13 protein-coding genes are annotated in these 16814 nt (G+C 39.6%); 10 read left to right on the top strand and 3 right to left on the bottom strand.

Annotated elements, in window-relative coordinates; genetic code table 11:
* The first annotated feature begins 74 nt into the window (after window positions 1-74).
* The 8 genes from GQR54_RS14130 to tldD are packed head-to-tail and all read left to right on the top strand — an operon-like array spanning window position 75 to window position 10604.
* Entirely contained in the window at window positions 75-1118 is a 1044-nt protein-coding gene (locus tag GQR54_RS14130) for a rod shape-determining protein (protein ID WP_007586338.1), read from the top strand.
* Window positions 1118-1960, top strand: a complete 843-nt coding sequence (gene mreC / locus GQR54_RS14125; RefSeq protein ID WP_197192527.1) for a rod shape-determining protein MreC — start codon at window positions 1118-1120, stop codon at window positions 1958-1960. Before GQR54_RS14130 ends, mreC begins: the two co-directional genes overlap by 1 nt.
* Window positions 1953-2432: a rod shape-determining protein MreD gene (gene mreD / locus GQR54_RS14120; protein WP_166378424.1), complete on the top strand. Its 480-nt coding sequence runs from the start codon at window positions 1953-1955 to the stop codon at window positions 2430-2432. The genes mreC and mreD overlap by 8 nt, the downstream gene beginning before the upstream one ends.
* Window positions 2432-3001, top strand: a complete 570-nt coding sequence (locus GQR54_RS14115) for a Maf family protein (protein WP_166378422.1) — start codon at window positions 2432-2434, stop codon at window positions 2999-3001. Before mreD ends, GQR54_RS14115 begins: the two co-directional genes overlap by 1 nt.
* Before the next feature lies 1 nt (window position 3002).
* Entirely contained in the window at window positions 3003-4475 is a 1473-nt protein-coding gene (rng, locus tag GQR54_RS14110) for a ribonuclease G (RefSeq protein ID WP_166378420.1), read from the top strand.
* Window positions 4475-8332, top strand: coding sequence for a YhdP family protein (locus GQR54_RS14105; RefSeq protein WP_166378418.1), 3858 nt, complete (start codon window positions 4475-4477; stop codon window positions 8330-8332). Before rng ends, GQR54_RS14105 begins: the two co-directional genes overlap by 1 nt.
* Window positions 8329-9168, top strand: a complete 840-nt coding sequence (locus GQR54_RS14100) for a carbon-nitrogen hydrolase family protein (protein ID WP_166378416.1) — start codon at window positions 8329-8331, stop codon at window positions 9166-9168. The genes GQR54_RS14105 and GQR54_RS14100 overlap by 4 nt, the downstream gene beginning before the upstream one ends.
* On the top strand, window positions 9165-10604 hold the full coding sequence (gene tldD / locus GQR54_RS14095) for a metalloprotease TldD (protein ID WP_165739311.1): 1440 nt from the start codon (window positions 9165-9167) through the stop codon (window positions 10602-10604). The genes GQR54_RS14100 and tldD overlap by 4 nt, the downstream gene beginning before the upstream one ends.
* Before the next feature lie 52 nt (window positions 10605-10656).
* On the opposite strand, the gene GQR54_RS14090 is transcribed toward tldD, so the two are convergent.
* From GQR54_RS14090 to gorA, 3 genes are all read right to left on the bottom strand, one after another.
* On the bottom strand, window positions 10657-11493 hold the full coding sequence (locus GQR54_RS14090) for a mechanosensitive ion channel family protein (protein ID WP_166378414.1): 837 nt from the start codon (window positions 11491-11493) through the stop codon (window positions 10657-10659).
* 107 nt (window positions 11494-11600) lie between these two features.
* On the bottom strand, window positions 11601-12233 hold the full coding sequence (locus tag GQR54_RS14085; RefSeq protein ID WP_166378412.1) for a hypothetical protein: 633 nt from the start codon (window positions 12231-12233) through the stop codon (window positions 11601-11603).
* A gap of 261 nt (window positions 12234-12494) precedes the next feature.
* Complete coding sequence (gene gorA / locus GQR54_RS14080; RefSeq protein WP_166378410.1) at window positions 12495-13856, bottom strand: glutathione-disulfide reductase; 1362 nt, start codon at window positions 13854-13856, stop codon at window positions 12495-12497.
* A gap of 78 nt (window positions 13857-13934) precedes the next feature.
* Between gorA and GQR54_RS14075 the strand changes: the two genes are divergently transcribed.
* Together GQR54_RS14075 and prlC are read left to right on the top strand one after the other, a co-directional pair.
* A complete protein-coding gene (locus GQR54_RS14075) occupies window positions 13935-14609 on the top strand; it encodes a DUF2461 domain-containing protein (RefSeq protein WP_002958413.1) in 675 nt (224 codons plus the stop codon).
* 86 nt (window positions 14610-14695) lie between these two features.
* Window positions 14696-16735 (top strand): oligopeptidase A, encoded by a 2040-nt coding sequence (prlC, locus tag GQR54_RS14070; RefSeq protein ID WP_166378408.1) that lies wholly within the window; start codon window positions 14696-14698, stop codon window positions 16733-16735.
* Window positions 16736-16814: the final 79 nt, after the last annotated feature.

The raw sequence follows: 16814 nt of genomic DNA, 5'->3' as shown, positions 1-16814 counted from the left end.
TATTGCTCATATAGTTGAGCATGTTAAAGTGAGGCAGCTAATATAAGAACGTATTTCAAAGGTCATCCAGCCTCATGTTTAAAAAACTCCGTGGTATTTTTTCTAACGATCTATCGATCGACTTGGGTACAGCCAATACCCTAATTTATGTAAAAGACGAAGGCATTGTATTAAATGAACCTTCTGTTGTTGCTATCCGCCAAGAGCGTGCTGGTGGACCTAAAAGTGTTGCATCTGTAGGTACAGAAGCAAAGCTTATGTTAGGTCGTACACCGGGTAATATAAAAGCGATTCGTCCAATGAAAGACGGTGTTATTGCTGACTTTTTTGTAACAGAAAAAATGTTACAACACTTCATCAAACAAGTGCACAACAATAACTTTATGCGCCCAAGTCCACGTGTACTAATTTGTGTACCGTGTGGTGCTACTCAAGTAGAAAAACGTGCAATACGTGAATCTGCAATGGGTGCAGGTGCTCGTGAAGTTTACTTAATTGAAGAACCAATGGCAGCAGCCATTGGGGCAGGCTTACCTGTGTCAGAAGCAACCGGTTCTATGGTTGTTGATATTGGTGGTGGTACAACTGAAGTTGCTATTATTTCACTTAACGGTGTTGTTTACTCATCATCTGTCCGTATTGGTGGCGATAAGTTTGACGAAGCTATTATTAATTATGTGCGTCGTAACTTTGGTAGTTTAATCGGTGAAGCGACAGCTGAAAATATTAAGCATCAAATTGGTTCTGCGTTTAAAACTGATGAGCCAATCGAAATTGAAGTACGTGGCCGTAACCTTGCAGAAGGTGTCCCGCGTTCGTTCACCCTTAATTCTCACGAAATCCTAGAAGCTCTACAAGAGCCATTGATGGGTATTGTGAGTGCAGTAATGGTTGCTCTTGAGCAATCACCACCAGAGCTGGCATCAGATATTTCTGCGCACGGCATGGTACTTACTGGCGGTGGCGCATTGTTAAAAGATTTAGACCGTTTATTAATGGAAGAAACGGGTATTCCGGTTGTTGTTGCTGATGATCCACTTACATGTGTTGCACGTGGTGGTGGTAAGGCACTTGAAATGATCGATGTTCATGGTGGTGACGTTTTTAGTTACGACTAATGAAATTAATGTTTGGACGCACAGTCTCTTTGCAACTGCGACTTTTTGTCGCAGTGCTTTTGAGTATCGTACTCATTGTTGGAGACAGATATACGCAAGGTGGTACCGTTGTTCGTACCAGCCTTAATACTTTAGTTAGCCCACTAATTTATGTTGCTAATTTACCCTACGAATTATTTAGCTTAAGTGCTAAAAGCCTGCATACGCGGGAGCAACTTCTTACTGAAAACGAAGCGCTGAAAAAAAAGCAAATGCTACAAAGCGAGCAACTTCAGCAGTATCAATTTCTAGCCAGAGAAAACCAAAAACTACGCGCCTTATTAGGCTCATCTGCAAAGCAATCAAATCGTAAAATTATTGCTCAAGTACTTTCTGTGCATTCAAACCCGTATAGCCATCAAGTTGTTATAAATCGTGGTACTACAGACGGGCTTAGTGAAGGCCAAGCTGTAATTGATGAAATGGGTGTAGTAGGACAGCTTACAAAAGTTGGTTCAATGACTTCACGTGTATTACTAATGACCGACACTACGCATGCCACACCTGTTCGTATACTTCGTAACGATGTGCGAACAGTTGTAGAAGGCATTGGTAAAATTAACGTAGTTAAGCTCTCGCACGTCCCACATAGCTTAGATGTACGAATTGGTGATGTACTCGTTACATCAGGATTAGGTGGCACATTCCCTGAGGGATATCCGGTAGCAGTAGTAACTGAAATAAACCGTGATGAAGGTCGCCCGTTCGCACAAGTTTTTGCAGAACCTATTGCGCAATTAGATCGCATACGTTTACTTGTTATTTTATGGCGTAATCAGCAGGAGCAAATCAGCGATGATTAACCGTTATTCATTGTTAATTGCGCTAAGCATTTTTTTTGCGTTAATAATGGCATTAATGCCGCTCCCTTTTTCGTTTGAACCATTTAGACCTGACTGGGTTTTACTTGTACTTATGTATTGGTCGTTGGCAGTACCGCATCGTTTAAATATTGGTACTGCTTGGGTTGTTGGTTTATTAATAGATTTAGCATCTGGCTCGCCGCTGGGTGTGAATTCACTTACATTTTCTGTATGTATATTTGTCACTGCGAGCAACTTTCAAAAAATTCGTAACTTTTCACTTTGGCAACAAAGCTTATTAATTGGTTTGTTTTTAACGCTATATCATTTAATGCAGTTTTGGCTAAATCACTTTTTGTTAGGGGTTTACTTTAATCCACAGTATTTATGGCCAGTAGCAACCGGAATGATTAGTTGGTTTTGGGTATTTTTACTACTTCGCAAATATCGCAGACATTTTAGGATCAGGTAATGACTACCGCAGTATATTTGGCATCAGCCTCTCCCCGTCGTAAAGAGTTATTAAGCCAACTAGGTGTCGAATTTACACAATTTAGTGTTGATGCAGATGAAAGCCCACTTCCAAACGAGCAACCTAGAGCACTTGTAGATCGTTTAGCGCGCTTGAAAGCCCAAAGCGGTGTAGAGCTTGGGTATACTGATCGCCCTGTACTTGGTAGTGATACCGTGGTTGTCATCGATAACGAGTCATTGGGTAAACCTCGCGATAAAAATGATTTTATACACACATTAAAACGCCTATCAGGTAACACACATCAAGTACTTACCGCAGTTGCATTTGCGACGCAAAATGATGTGCTTAGCTGTGTTGTAAGCACAGATGTCACCTTTAAAACTTTAACTGATGAAGAAATTAATGCTTATTGGGAGTCAGGTGAGCCACAAGATAAAGCCGGTGGCTACGGTATCCAAGGTTTAGGTGGTCGCTTTGTAACTCACATTGCGGGTAGCTATTTTTCTGTTGTAGGCTTACCTTTATATGAAACCGAACAATTATTAAAAACATTCTTAAGAAGGTAACATGAGTACAGAATTACTGATCAATGTCACACCGAGCGAAAGCCGTGTTGCCCTAATAGAAAACGGTGTACTGCAAGAAATACAGCTAGAGCGAATTGGTAACCTAGGTATTGTAGGCAATATTTACTTAGGAAAAATAAGCCGTGTGCTTCCAGGTATGCAGGCTGCTTTTGTTGATATCGGCCTTGAAAAAGCGGCATTTTTGCATGCATCCGATATTGTAAATAGTGCCTCTATTGTTGAAGGCGTAGACGACGTACCAATAAAAAAAGTACAAGACATTAGAGAGTTAGTTCGTCAAGGCCAATACATTATGGTGCAAGTGGTAAAAGATCCGCTAGGCACTAAAGGTGCAAGACTCACCACTGATATTACCATTCCTTCTCGCTATTTAGTGTTTATGCCAGATGCGACCCATGTAGGGGTTAGTCAGCGTATTGAAACTGAAGAAGAGCGCTCACGCCTTAAAAAAATAGTCGCAGAATATGGCGATGAAAATGGCAGCTTTATTGTACGTACAGCTGCTGAAGGTGCTAGCGAAGCTGAATTACGACACGATGCCGGTTTTTTAAGAAAACTGTGGGAAAAAATTACGGCTCGTCGTAGAAAAACCAGTAAAGCCAGTATCCTACATGAAGACTTAACGCTTGCCTTTAGAACCCTACGTGATTACGTGGGCGAAGATATGGAACGCATTCGCGTTGACTCTAAACTTACTCATGAAGAACTAAAGTTATTTACTGAAGAGTTTGTTCCACAGCTTTCTCAAGTACTTGAATACTACCCAGGTGAGCGACCTATATTTGATTTGTTTGACGTTGAAAACGAAATTCAAAAAGCACTACATCGTAAAGTTACGCTAAAATCCGGTGGTTATATAATTATTGATCAAACAGAAGCGATGACGACTGTTGATGTTAATACGGGTGCATTTGTAGGACATCGTAATTTAGAAGAAACGATTTTTAATACCAACGTAGAAGCAACCTCTGCAATTGCTCGCCAGCTTAGGCTGCGTAATTTAGGCGGTATTATCATTATCGACTTTATCGATATGGTAAGTGAGGATCATAAGCGCCGAGTATTACACTCACTTGAATCAGCACTCGCAAAAGATCGCACTAAAACAAATATCAATGGGCTTTCAGCACTTGGGCTTGTTGAAATGACGCGTAAACGTACACGCGAAAGCTTAGAACATATTTTATGTGATGTATGCCCTGCGTGTTCTGGTCGTGGTTCGCAAAAAACAGTTGAAACGGTTTGCTACGAAATACTACGTGAAATAGTGCGTGTTAACCGAGCATACGCTGCCGATAAGTTTATGGTGTACGCAGCGCCTGCTGTAAGTGAAGCCCTACTAAACGATGAGTACCATAACCTTGCCGAGCTTGAGCTATTTATTGGTAAGCAAGTCAATATTCAAACAGAGAGCTTATACAGCCAAGAACAGTTTGATGTGGTAATGATGTAATGAAAGCAAAAGCGGTCTGTTTTTTTTGTTTTAGAAAGTTATGGCAGACCTGCGCCATAATTTTGGTATTACTGGCCGTTATTGTTTCAATTTTAAAATATACCCTTCCGTATGCAAACGAATACAAAGGGAATATAGAAAGCTATTTACACGAAAAGTTTGAAATAAGCTTATCTATAGGTGAAATATCAGCTAGTTGGCAGGGCAGTGGTCCTGCATTAGTATTAGAGAATTTATCGTTTAAAGATAACGAAACTGCACCAATATCACTCACCATTGCTAAAACCAGCTTAGAGCTAAACTTATGGGAAAGCTTAAAAGCGCTGCAACTTAGATCTAATTATTTTGTTATTAATGGTTTTCATACCAGTGTAAATATCACCAACTTATTTAAAACCGGTAACAACGACGGAGTCTCTTTTGAGCAAAAAGAGCTAATTGAAGAACTGTTTTTGGGTAAAACGGGTCATTTTGCAATAGAAAATTCCAGTATTAACTTTGTTCTAGAAGACGGTAAAGAGCGTAAGTTACTCCTCAAAAATATTGTTTGGCAAAATGAAGATGAGCAGCATCTTGGTAGTGGGAGCTTAGCACTGCCGGGTATTTCGGTCGGTGATTTTGATGCGCGCATAGCACTCACTGGCGATACCCTAGAGCAAGTTGCGGGCGACATTTATGTGCAGGCTAACAAAGTCGATGTATCTAACTGGTTAGCGCAATATATAAATACGCAAAAGCAACAACTGCATAGCGATATTAATTTACAAGCGTGGCTAAAACTAGATAAAGGTTTTGTAAGCGATATAAAAATGCAGTGGCTACCAAGCTTTGTGCGTTGGCAGCGAGAAGAGCAAAGCCAACAAGTCAGCCTGAGTGAAGGTGGATTCCATCTATATCCCGAGCAAAATAGCTGGCACTTAAAAAGCACCGGTTTAACATTTAATAGTAACGATAAAGCATGGCCAAGTTTAGAGTTTGAAGCTCAACTAGGTGCGACAAATGAAGTGTGGCTCCATCAAGTTGATTTTGAATTACTGGGTAACCTAGCAGGGCTAAGTAATTTTGATGCACTTGAACCATTTTTAGAGCGCCGACCTAGCGGGCAAATAGATCAAGCTTATTTAAATTTCTCTAATGCACAGCAATGGCAACTATGGTTTGAAGCCGACAATATTGGTTGGCAAGAATTAAGGTCGGTACCTGCAGCACAAGGACTTAGAGTAAATGGTTTACTTAATCAAAGTAGTGGTCGAATAAATTTATTTGGTGAAAATGGCACATTAGTTACAGGCGAAAGCTTTAGTAACGACATAAATTATAATCAGCTAAATGTAGAGCTAGATTTAGCTGAGCGAGATGATGGCTGGCATATAAGTAGTGACAATATATGGTTTGATAATGATGAAGTTACTCTTGCTGCAGAATTACAAATTAGTCTAACAGATGATCCTCGATTAGATCTTTACGCTGAAGCGTTCGCCCCAGATGCTAAAATTGCAGGTCATTATTTCCCATTAAAAGCAATGAGCGCTGAGCTCGTTAGCTATTTAAATGGCGCAATTAAAGGCGGAGAAATATCTAAAGCACAAGTCTTATTTGCAGGACCTTTATCTGGTTTTCCATTCACCGATGGCAGTGGCCAGTTTGGTGTACTAGCGCAAATAGACAACGCAACCTATGAGTTTGATCCTGATTGGCCTTTGGTCACCAATACCGACGTACAGCTACATTTTGATAATGAGCGTATGGACATATATAGCCAGCAAGGTAAGTTGGTTAATTTAGATATTGGTAATAGTGTACAGGTAAGCATTGCAGATTTAATGCATGCTGATGAACTTATTGTGCAAATTGATAAAAAAGCACAAATGGAAAAGTTACATGACTTTTTTGCAGCGACACCTATTGCTAAACCTCTTGCTGAAATTTTTAAAGTTGTACAGGGCAAAGGCGAAGCCGATGCCAGTATTGAGCTTTTAGTAGGCTCAAAATTTAAAGGTGGAGCCAGTGTTAGCGGCAAAGTTAATTTAAATGACTTGCCAGTATTTATAGCAACGCCAGGAATTGAGTTTAAAAATCTAACTGGCGAGCTTAATTTTAAAAACGACAATATCACACTTAAAAATGCGACTGCGAAATGGTTGGGCATGCCGCTAACTATTAATTACAGCAGTAAAAGTGATGCAAAAAATTACCAAGCAAACATAGATATAAACGCCAAAATTGACGCCGATACACTAATAGATAGTGGACAAGGTATATTAAAAAATTATTTAAGCGGGCAAAGTGATGTTGATATTGGCTTAGTACTTAACTTTACCGAGCAAGGCTTTAATTACCGTGCACAGGTAAACTCAGAACTACTTGGCTTAACGAGCAACTTACCTACACCTTATAATAAAAATAGCGAACAGGTTTGGGCGCTTGATGCCATAGTACAAGGTGATGACATTTCTAATCTCATTACAGCAAACGCTAATCAACAGTTTTACTTTAATGCTATTTTAGAAAATGGAAAATCACAGTTTAGTAATGTCCATTTTGTGCTCGGAAAACAAGATTTAGGATTAAACCAAAAAGACTTAAGCGTAAATATAAATCTTGAACAGAGTGAACTAGTGCCTTGGTTTGATCTGATTGATCAAATAATTAAAGCTGGTAAAGCAAACCCAGATCAAGAATCAAAAGGGATTATGCCACCGCTTAATGAGGTGGTCGCAAATATAGGTTTACTTGATGCGAGTAACATCATTTTTAATGGTTTTGAAATGCGTTTAGCACCATCAAAAGACGATTTATACCTAAAGCTAAATGCTAAAGAACTTAGAGCTGGGGTTTTTATCCCTATATCACAGCCTAGCCAGTCCATACGAATTAATGCCGATTACTTAAGGCTTAATTTTGCACCGCACAATGAGCAAGTACTTGAAATAACAGATGTGCTTCCTGAGGAAGACTTGAGCTGGCTTACTAAAATACCTGCCATTGAGTTTGAATGTAGTGATTGCAAAATTGACCGCTATCAACTTGATAAAGTAAGTGCGTCATTATTGGGTGATGGTGAGCGCTTATCAATATCAGAGCTTGTGGTCGATAAAGGAAATCATGTGCTGCGCACTAAAGGGCAGTGGCAAAATGGCTTAACAACGCTAAATGGCGAGCTTAAAAGTGATGACATAGGCGCACTGTTTGGCGAGTTTGATATAACCTCCGCTATTAAGGATTCAAAAGCCGATCTAAATTATGATCTTACTTGGCAAGCAGCGCCTTATGATTTTGATGTGAAAACTTTAAGCGGTGAGGTGGACTGGGATTTAGGAGAAGGTCATTTAACTGAAGTAAGCGATGGCGGTGCACGCGTATTTTCGCTGTTGAGCCTTGATTCACTCGTGCGCAAACTGAAGCTTGATTTTAGAGATGTATTTTCAAAGGGCTTTTTTTACAACAGCATGCAAGGCTCTATGCAGTTAAAAAACGGTATTGCTTACACTAAAGATACCAAAATGGACGGTGTACCCGCTGATTTAACCATTAAAGGTTATGCAAATTTAAACACGCTTGATATAGATTATGACCTTGCTGTAGCGCCACAAGTAACCTCGAGTATTCCGGTTATAGTTGCATGGATGGTAAACCCAGTAACAGGGCTTGCTGCCTTAGCAATTGATAAAGTTATTCATTCTGCGCGCGTCATCTCAGAGATCAACTTTAAAGTAACGGGTAAAATGAACGATCCTATTGTTCAAGAACTCGACAGAAAAAGTCGTGAAGTTACGCTTCCTCAAGCTGCGCAAAATCAGCCACAAGCATCAGTCGATTTAAAACTTAAAGATGCACAAGTAACAGTAACGCAATGAACAAAACTGAAATACTAAGCACTCCCACAATAGTTGCCCTGCAAATGTGTTCAGGGCTAAACCCTGATGACAACATAGCAAGCTTAAAGCGTGCACTTAAAACACTCCCCGCAACAAGACCATTACTTGTTTGTTTGCCTGAGGCTTTTTTAGTGTTTAGTAAAAGTGGTAACGATACGTTACGTGTTGCTAAGCAAGTTGAGCGATACAAACTACAACTTAGTGAATTGTGCCAACACCATAATATTTGGTTAAATGCAGGGACAATGCCTGAGCCATTTAACAAACATAAATATTATGCAGCATCGCACTTATATAATAATCAAGGCGAGCTGGTTACAACGTATAACAAAATACATTTATTTGATGTAAACGTAGATGATCAAACAGGTAGCTATCGAGAGTCAGATTTTACCCAAGCAGGTAGCGATGTGGTTGTTGTTGATTCTCCCTTTGGTAAAATAGGCTTAACAGTATGTTATGATCTGCGCTTTAGTGGCTTATTCAACGAACTAGTACGCCAAGGCGCCGATATTATTTTAGTACCAAGTGCATTTACAGTCGTCACAGGGCAAGCGCATTGGCAGCCATTATTAGCAGCTCGCGCAATAGAAACACAATGTTATGTAGTTGCAGCAGCTCAGTACGGTACACATGAAAATGGCCGACAAACATATGGGCACAGTATTATTATTTCACCTTGGGGGAATATCCTGAGTGAATTGCCAACAGGCACCGGTTTTATAAGCTGCAACGCAGCTTTAGACCAGTTACAAAAAATTAGACGAGATATGCCCGTGCAGTCTCATCAACGATTTAGAGAGCATTTATTATGAATTCGGTTGAACAGCATTTACTACACGACAGCCAGCTAAATAGAGAAGAGCTCGAAAAAACGCTCGCTTACATACATCAGCATAAAGTGGATTACGCCGATTTATATTTTCAATCAAGCCACCACGAATCATGGGTGCTTGAAGACGGCTTAGTTAAAGAAGGCTCTTATAACGTTGAACGTGGCGTTGGTGTACGTGCTGTAAGCGGCGAAAAAACGGGTTTTTCTTACTCTGATGCAATAAACCTCGAAGCGCTAAATAAAGCGGCAACAGCAGCACGTAGCATTGCAGATGCTGGCGAAGATAGAGCGATTAAAGTATTTAGTGATGTTAAAGCTAAAGAGCAGTTTGCACCTCATCAGCCAATTTCGAGTATGAGCGATACCGACAAGGTGAGCTTATTACGCGAACTCGAAAACTATATTCGTGAGCTAGCACCCGATGCAGAGCAAGTAATTAGTTCAATGTCAGCGGTATACGAAGAAGTATTAATCGCAGCAAGTGATGGTACGTTTGCCACCGATATTCGCCCGCTTATTCGTTTAAACTGCTCAGTACTGCTTGAAAAAAATGGTCGCCGTGAACGCGGTGGCGCAGGTGGTGGTGCACGTTTAGATTATGGTTACTTTAAAGAGCTTGTTGATGGTAAACCGCGTTGGATGGAATTTGCCGAAGAAGCTGTACGTCAAGCTAAAGTAAATCTTGAGGCTATTGATGCCCCTGCAGGTACTATGGAAGTTGTACTTGGTAATGGTTGGCCAGGTGTGCTTTTACACGAAGCGGTAGGGCACGGACTTGAAGGCGACTTTAACCGTAAAGGCGCGTCTGCGTTTAGCGGTAAGGTTGGCCAAAAAGTAGCATCTGAGCTGTGTACAGTTGTTGATGATGGCACAATGGCCGATCGCCGTGGTTCACTAAATGTAGATGACGAAGGCACGCCAGCCGCTTACAACGTACTTATCGAAAACGGTATTTTAAAAGGCTATATGCAAGATAAGCTAAATGCGCGTTTAATGGGGGTAAGCCCTACCGGTAACGCACGCCGTGAGTCGTATGCACATTTACCAATGCCTCGCATGACTAATACTTACATGTTAGGCGGAGAGCACAGCCAAGCCGATATTATAAGCTCAGTTAAAAAAGGTGTATTCGCGCCTAACTTTGGCGGCGGACAAGTTGATATTACCTCAGGTAAGTTTGTATTTAGCGCATCAGAAGCGTACTTAATTGAAAATGGTAAAATTACTCAACCAATTAAAGGCGCAACGCTTATTGGTAATGGCCCAGAAGTAATGCAGCAAATATCTATGGTTGGTAACGACTTAGCGCTTGATAAAGGTGTTGGTGTTTGTGGTAAAGATGGTCAAAGTGTACCCGTAGGCGTAGGCCAACCAAGCTTAAAAATAGATAAGCTAACAGTGGGCGGTACAGCATAAACAATATGAGCGCGAAGTAAGTTCGCGCTTTTTGTTTTAATGAAGGTGGGGTTTATGCCTCGTCTTCATCCTCCTTATTTTTTTCAGCCTCTTTATACCATAACGCAAAAAAGCATTCTGTTAATTTGTGTTCTATCTCAAGCGCTTTTTCTGTAGGACAAAACAAGGTGAAACTTGCTTTAAATTCACCTAAATCAGTTGTACCAAAGTGAATTACCGGCTCTGGACCTGATATTTTTGCATCAAGTTTACGCTCAATCATCGAATTATAACGACTGGCTACTTCTTGAAACTCTTCGCAGTACAGTTTAGCTTTTTCAGTCAATGTGTCGTGAATAGGATACGGGTTAAAGCTCTCTCTTCGGACAATAATAAAATGATGTGTAACAAAGCGTTTTACAAAGTTTAAGTTTTTAATAGAACTGGTAATCAGCTTATTATTAGGTATATATATAGTTTTTCTTGAAAATTGATAAGTATGTATATCAATTTCATGCATGGTTGTTTTTATCCAATCGGTTTCAGCAACCTCACCAAAGTAATCACCGACTTGTATCCAGTCACCGACTCTAAATGGGCGAGTTGTTACTAGATAAAAAAAGCCTATCACACACTGAATAAACTCGCGCGTTGCAAGCACAATAGCTACTGCAAAAGCAGCAATTGAAAGTGCAAAGTTTTGAATTTCGGTAGACCACACAAACAGCAGCGATATCATCATTACAAAATTAATAAAATGCTTAATATTGTGTGCGATGTAACGAATATCTTTTTCTTTTTTTTCTGCGCGATTTTTAGCGAGCTTATCAACAAGCACTTTTAGTACAAATGCAATTGTGATCATTACAATTGAAAGAAGAAACGGATGCAGCAATATATCTTTAGTCATAATATCCAATTAAACGCGAGTTGATAAAAACAGACTCAGTATATTGATTTATTAAACCAATTAGCAAACTTAGCGCAAAAAAAGTAACTAATAAAAATGGAGCTATGTTATTGAGTTGCTTCATCAGTACAATGTTTGTGATTTTTAGCCATTCTTTTTCGGCATATGAGTACAAGCTCAATGGCTGAAATAAAAATTAGAGTATAGCCAAGTGTTTCTACTCCTTCTTCAACAATGTTTTTGACTACGCGTACATAGTCATCGCCCATTACTGAATGCCAAAATGCACCTTTGCCCATAATTCGTGAAAACGCGAGTAAAGTAACCATACCGGATAAACAAACCCCATAACTAGGGGTGAGGCTATAGGCTTTTAAAGAGTTAAAAATACTCCCTCTCTTTGCTATTAAATAAACAAGTACGCCAGCCAAAATTGAATAGACAATACTTTGCCAAGCTCCATCAAATAAGTATAAGTCGAGGTAGGTATCAAACTCTCTTACAAACATCATTGCCGACAATGCAGCAAGTAATATCGCAGATATTCTAAGTTGAAAGTTAATTCGCGAAGCATAGAAAAACAAAATACAGCTTAAAAAAGTTAAAACATCTTGCATATGTTCAGTGAGCGTTTCTTCACTGTAAAGTGCGTTTTGTTGTAACTCAAATCCTTCAAGTTGAATTAAAGAGGCAACACCCGCTAGACACAGTAAGTAAATAAATGACCGTAGTAAAAACATAAAAAACCAGAGAACACTATAAATGCGCGAGATTCTAATTGTAAAAATGCCTTAAAGCCAAAACAAAATTTAAACTTTTAATGTTTTTATTAGTCTAAGATTTTTTATGTTAAAATAATGGCTTAGATGTTTGTTTAATGTTGGGTGGATGTTTTTAAAGTGATATTTTAAGTGATTTGTTGTGCAAAATATAACAAGCATTAAAAAGCCTTTACTAAAAATAGCAAAGGCTTATATAAGTCAGGTTCTAGAGTTTAAAGCCTAGCGCATCGTTACAAATTCTTCCGAACCAGTCGGGTGAATAGCAACAACGGCATCAAAATTAGCTTTAGTTGCGCCCATTTTCATGGCAACGGCAAAACCTTGAATCATTTCATCAACTGCAAAACCAATACCATGTAGGCCAACTACTTTTTCGTCTGGGCCGGCACATACAAGTTTCATTTTACAAGGCTGGCGATGTTTAGTTACCGCTGTGTACATAGCCGTAAAACCAGATTGGTAAATCTTAACGTTTTCTTCGCCATACTGAGAAATAGCTTCTTGTTCAGTAAGGCCAATAGTACCAATTGGTGGGTGACTAAATACAACAGTAGGAACTAGGCTGTAATCCATTTTTAAATCATCAGGTAGTTCTTTATTAAATAAACGCTCTGATAAAGTACGCCCTGCTTTAACTGCTACAGGCGTAAGTTCAATACCGTTTTCGATAATATCACCAACAGCATAAACGTTTTTAGCTGTGGTATTTTGAAACTCATCAACTTTAACAAAACCATCGCTGTTAACTTCTACGCCAGCAGCGGCTACATTAATTGCATCTGTTGTTGGCTGGCGGCCAATGGCCCAAATTACTTGGTCAACGTTATGAGTTTTGCCATTATCTAAATGTAGCGTTACAGAGCCATCATCTTCTTTAACTAATTTATGAGGTACAGATTCTGTATGAAGAGTAGGGCCTTCAGCAGCCATAACATCAACAAGTGTTTCAACTATGTATGGGTCAAAGTTACGAAGTGGAGAATGCTTACGAACAAATAAATGTGTTTCAGTACCTAAACCATGTAATACACCAGCAAGCTCGACGGCTATGTAGCCTGCGCCAATAACTGCAACGCGCTTAGGTTGCTCTTTTAGCTCAAAAAAGCCATTTGAATCGATACCGTGTTCAGCACCTTCAATATGCGGAATACTTGGGCGTCCACCTACTGCAATTAATATATGGTCGGCTGTGTAGTGCTTGCCGTTTACTTCAACTGTTTTATTATCTACAAATTTAGCAAAGCCTTTAATTACAGTAACGCCATTGCTAGCAAGGCCACTGTCATAACCTTTATGAATTCGGCCTATGTAGGCTTCACGGCTTTCTACTAACTTGCTCCAATCAAAGCCTTTAACTTCAACATTAAAGCCGTAATCTGGGGCATATAAATTAATTGCTTCAGCAACCTGAGCACCGTGCCACATTACTTTTTTAGGTACGCAGCCCACGTTTACACACGTGCCGCCCATGTGTTTTGCTTCTATAAGTGCTACTTTAGCGCCACGCATTGCCGCTCTATTTGCAGAGGCAATACCACCACTGCCACCACCGATTGCAATATAATCAAAGTGTTGTGTCATTTTATGTCCTTAGGCGTTGAGTTTTATGCGCATTAGCATAACATTAAGTTTTAAAAATAAAGAGTGTTTAGGTGACCTATGTTTAGTAAAAAAACATTCGAATTTCTTGCTCAGCTTGATCAAAACAATAATAGAGACTGGTTTAACGACCATAAATCACAGTATGAGGAATACGTAAGAGAGCCCGCTTTAGATTTCATTAGGCAAATGCAAGCACCACTTGCTGAGGTTTCTAGCCATTTTGTCGCATCAGATAAAAAAGTCGGCGGTAGTTTAATGAGAATCCATAAAGACGCGCGTTTTAGTAAAGATAAAACCCCATATAAAATTAATGTAGGGATTCAATTTCGCCATTTTATGGGAAAAGACGTACACGCCCCTGGTTTTTATTTTCACTTAGCAAATGACGAATGTTTTGTAGGTGCTGGTATTTGGCGACCAGAATCAAAGGCGCTTAATGCAATTAGAACCTGCATAGATGAAAACCCAAATAGCTATAAAAAAGCAATTTATGATGAGCAATTTAAATCTATATTTGAAATGTCAGGAGAGTCGCTAAAACGCCCACCAAGAGGTTTTGAAAAAGAGCACCCCTTAATAGATGAGCTCAAACGAAAAGACTTTATAGCCATTAGCCCACTTACTCAAAAGCAAATATGTAGTAATAACCTAGTTGATACGGTGTTAGAACGTTATAAAGTGGCCGACTCATTAATGGGTTATTTGTGTTTTGCTTTAGAGCAACCTTATTAAAATTAAACAACTTAAAAGCGGCTGAGTTGTTTTTTTACTTTTAGACCCAATTTAAAACGTAATGCATTAACGCAAAGAGAGTATTTATGAGCAACCCATTAATTGGCCTTGAAGGCTTACCACCATTTTCAAAAATAAAGCCTGAGTACGTAGTACCAGCACTAAAAGACGGTATCGAGCTTTGTCGTAAAGCCATTGATGACGTGTTAGCTAAAGGCTCGTATACGTGGGATGACTTAGTATTACCCCTTGAAGAAGCTGACGATAAATTATCGCGCATGTTCTCCCCTGTATCGCATTTAAATTCAGTAATGAATAACGACGAATTACGTGAAGCTTACGAGCAGTGCTTACCGTTAATATCTGAATATTCAACATTTGTAGGTCAGCATCAAGGTTTATACAACGCGTATAATACGCTTTATAACAGTGACGAATTTAAAACGCTGACGACAGCACAACAAAAAACAATTACTAATGCGCTACGCGATTTTAAATTATCGGGTATTGCATTAGCGCCGAAGCAGCAAACACGCTACGGCGAAATTAGCGCGCGTTTATCAGAACTTGCCTCAAAATTTGGCAACAACGTAATGGATGCCACACTTGCTTGGCGCAAACATATTACTGATGAAAGCGATTTAGCTGGCTTGCCAGAGTCTGCTTTAGCGCTTGCAGCTGATACTGCAAAAAGTAAAGAATTAGATGGTTGGTTATTTACACTCGATTTTCCGTCGTACTTACCAATAATGGCTTACGCAGATAACCGCGAATTACGCAAAGAAACTTACACCGCGTTTTCTACGCGCGCATCAGATCAAGGCCCTAACGCTGGTGAATTTGATAACTCAGAGATTATGAGTGAGGAGCTTGCGCTTCGTCATGAACTTGCACAGTTACTAGGATTCAACAGCTACGCTGAAAAGTCACTAGCGACTAAAATGGCCGAAACACCAGAACAAGTATTCTCATTTTTAGAAGACCTAGCAGCTAAATCAAAACCACAAGCAGAACAAGAAGTCGCAGAGCTAAAAGCATATGCTGAGCAAAAACATGGTATCTCTGAATTACAAGCATGGGATTTTGGTTACTACAGCGAAAAACTTAAGCAAGAAAAGTACGCTATTTCAGATGAAGTACTACGTCCTTACTTCCCAGCAAATAAAGTATTAAGTGGCTTATTCGAAACTGTTAACCGTTTATTTGGTATCAACGTAAAAGAAGTTACCGATTTTGATACTTATCACAAAGATGTACGCTTTTTTGAAATTGTAGATAGTAGCAATACTCTACGCGGACGTTTTTATCTCGATTTATATGCACGCGACCACAAACGTGGCGGCGCGTGGATGGATGACTGTATGGGTCGTAAAGTACGCGCTAACGGCGAACTACAAACTCCAGTGGCTTATTTAGTGTGTAACTTTAATAAGGCGGTTGGCGATAAACCGGCGCTGTTTACTCATGACGAAGTAACTACTTTATTTCATGAGTTTGGTCATGGTATTCACCACATGCTTACACAAGTTGATGCCGCGCCAGTGGCTGGCATTAATGGTGTAGCGTGGGATGCGGTAGAGCTTCCTAGTCAGTTTTTAGAAAATTGGTGTTATGAAGAAGAAGCACTGAGCTTTATTTCAGGTCATTATGAAACGGGCGAGCCGTTACCTAAAGAGCTACTTGATAAGTTACTTGCTGCTAAAAACTATAACTCAGGCGTACAAATGCTACGTCAAATTGAGTTTTCGTTATTCGATTTTAAAATCCATAACGATTACAAAGTGGGTGAGCAATGCCAAATTCAAGCAGTACTAAACGATGTACGTAGCCGCACATCAATCGTTAAACCGCCTGAGTTTAACCGTTTTCAAAATGGTTTTAGCCATATTTTTGCCGGTGGTTATAGTGCAGGTTACTACTCGTATAAATGGGCTGAAGTACTCTCTGCTGATGCTTATTCTAAATTTGAAGAAGAAGGTATTTTTAACGCCGCAACAGGCCAAGCATTCTTAAAAAATATTTTAGAAAAAGGCGGTAGCGAAGAGCCAATGGAATTATTTAAAAAGTTCCGTGGTCGTGAGCCTAATGTTGACGCCTTACTACGTCACAGCGGTATTGCAGCTTAAAATAAAATATTTAGCACAAACCAAATTAAAGCGCCTATATGGCGCTTTTTTGTTACCCACCATAATGTTCTAAAGCTAT

The organism is Pseudoalteromonas sp. Z9A4, from assembly GCF_011378845.1.
Classification (GTDB): Bacteria; Pseudomonadota; Gammaproteobacteria; order Enterobacterales; family Alteromonadaceae; genus Pseudoalteromonas; species Pseudoalteromonas arctica.
The sequence above is the reverse complement of the archived record's forward strand: the minus strand, read 5'-3'. Positions and strand labels throughout refer to the sequence as shown.

Coding starts and splice junctions, on each gene's coding strand:
- gorA (WP_166378410.1), bottom strand. CDS start 13,856: ATGACACAACACTTTGATTATATTGCAATCGGTGGTGGCAGTGGTGGT.
- GQR54_RS14085 (WP_166378412.1), bottom strand. CDS start 12,233: ATGTTTTTACTACGGTCATTTATTTACTTACTGTGTCTAGCGGGTGTT.
- GQR54_RS14075 (WP_002958413.1), top strand. CDS start 13,935: ATGTTTAGTAAAAAAACATTCGAATTTCTTGCTCAGCTTGATCAAAAC.
- mreC (WP_197192527.1), top strand. CDS start 1,118: ATGAAATTAATGTTTGGACGCACAGTCTCTTTGCAACTGCGACTTTTT.
- GQR54_RS14105 (WP_166378418.1), top strand. CDS start 4,475: ATGAAAGCAAAAGCGGTCTGTTTTTTTTGTTTTAGAAAGTTATGGCAG.
- tldD (WP_165739311.1), top strand. CDS start 9,165: ATGAATTCGGTTGAACAGCATTTACTACACGACAGCCAGCTAAATAGA.
- prlC (WP_166378408.1), top strand. CDS start 14,696: ATGAGCAACCCATTAATTGGCCTTGAAGGCTTACCACCATTTTCAAAA.
- rng (WP_166378420.1), top strand. CDS start 3,003: ATGAGTACAGAATTACTGATCAATGTCACACCGAGCGAAAGCCGTGTT.
- GQR54_RS14100 (WP_166378416.1), top strand. CDS start 8,329: ATGAACAAAACTGAAATACTAAGCACTCCCACAATAGTTGCCCTGCAA.
- GQR54_RS14130 (WP_007586338.1), top strand. CDS start 75: ATGTTTAAAAAACTCCGTGGTATTTTTTCTAACGATCTATCGATCGAC.
- GQR54_RS14090 (WP_166378414.1), bottom strand. CDS start 11,493: ATGACTAAAGATATATTGCTGCATCCGTTTCTTCTTTCAATTGTAATG.
- GQR54_RS14115 (WP_166378422.1), top strand. CDS start 2,432: ATGACTACCGCAGTATATTTGGCATCAGCCTCTCCCCGTCGTAAAGAG.
- mreD (WP_166378424.1), top strand. CDS start 1,953: ATGATTAACCGTTATTCATTGTTAATTGCGCTAAGCATTTTTTTTGCG.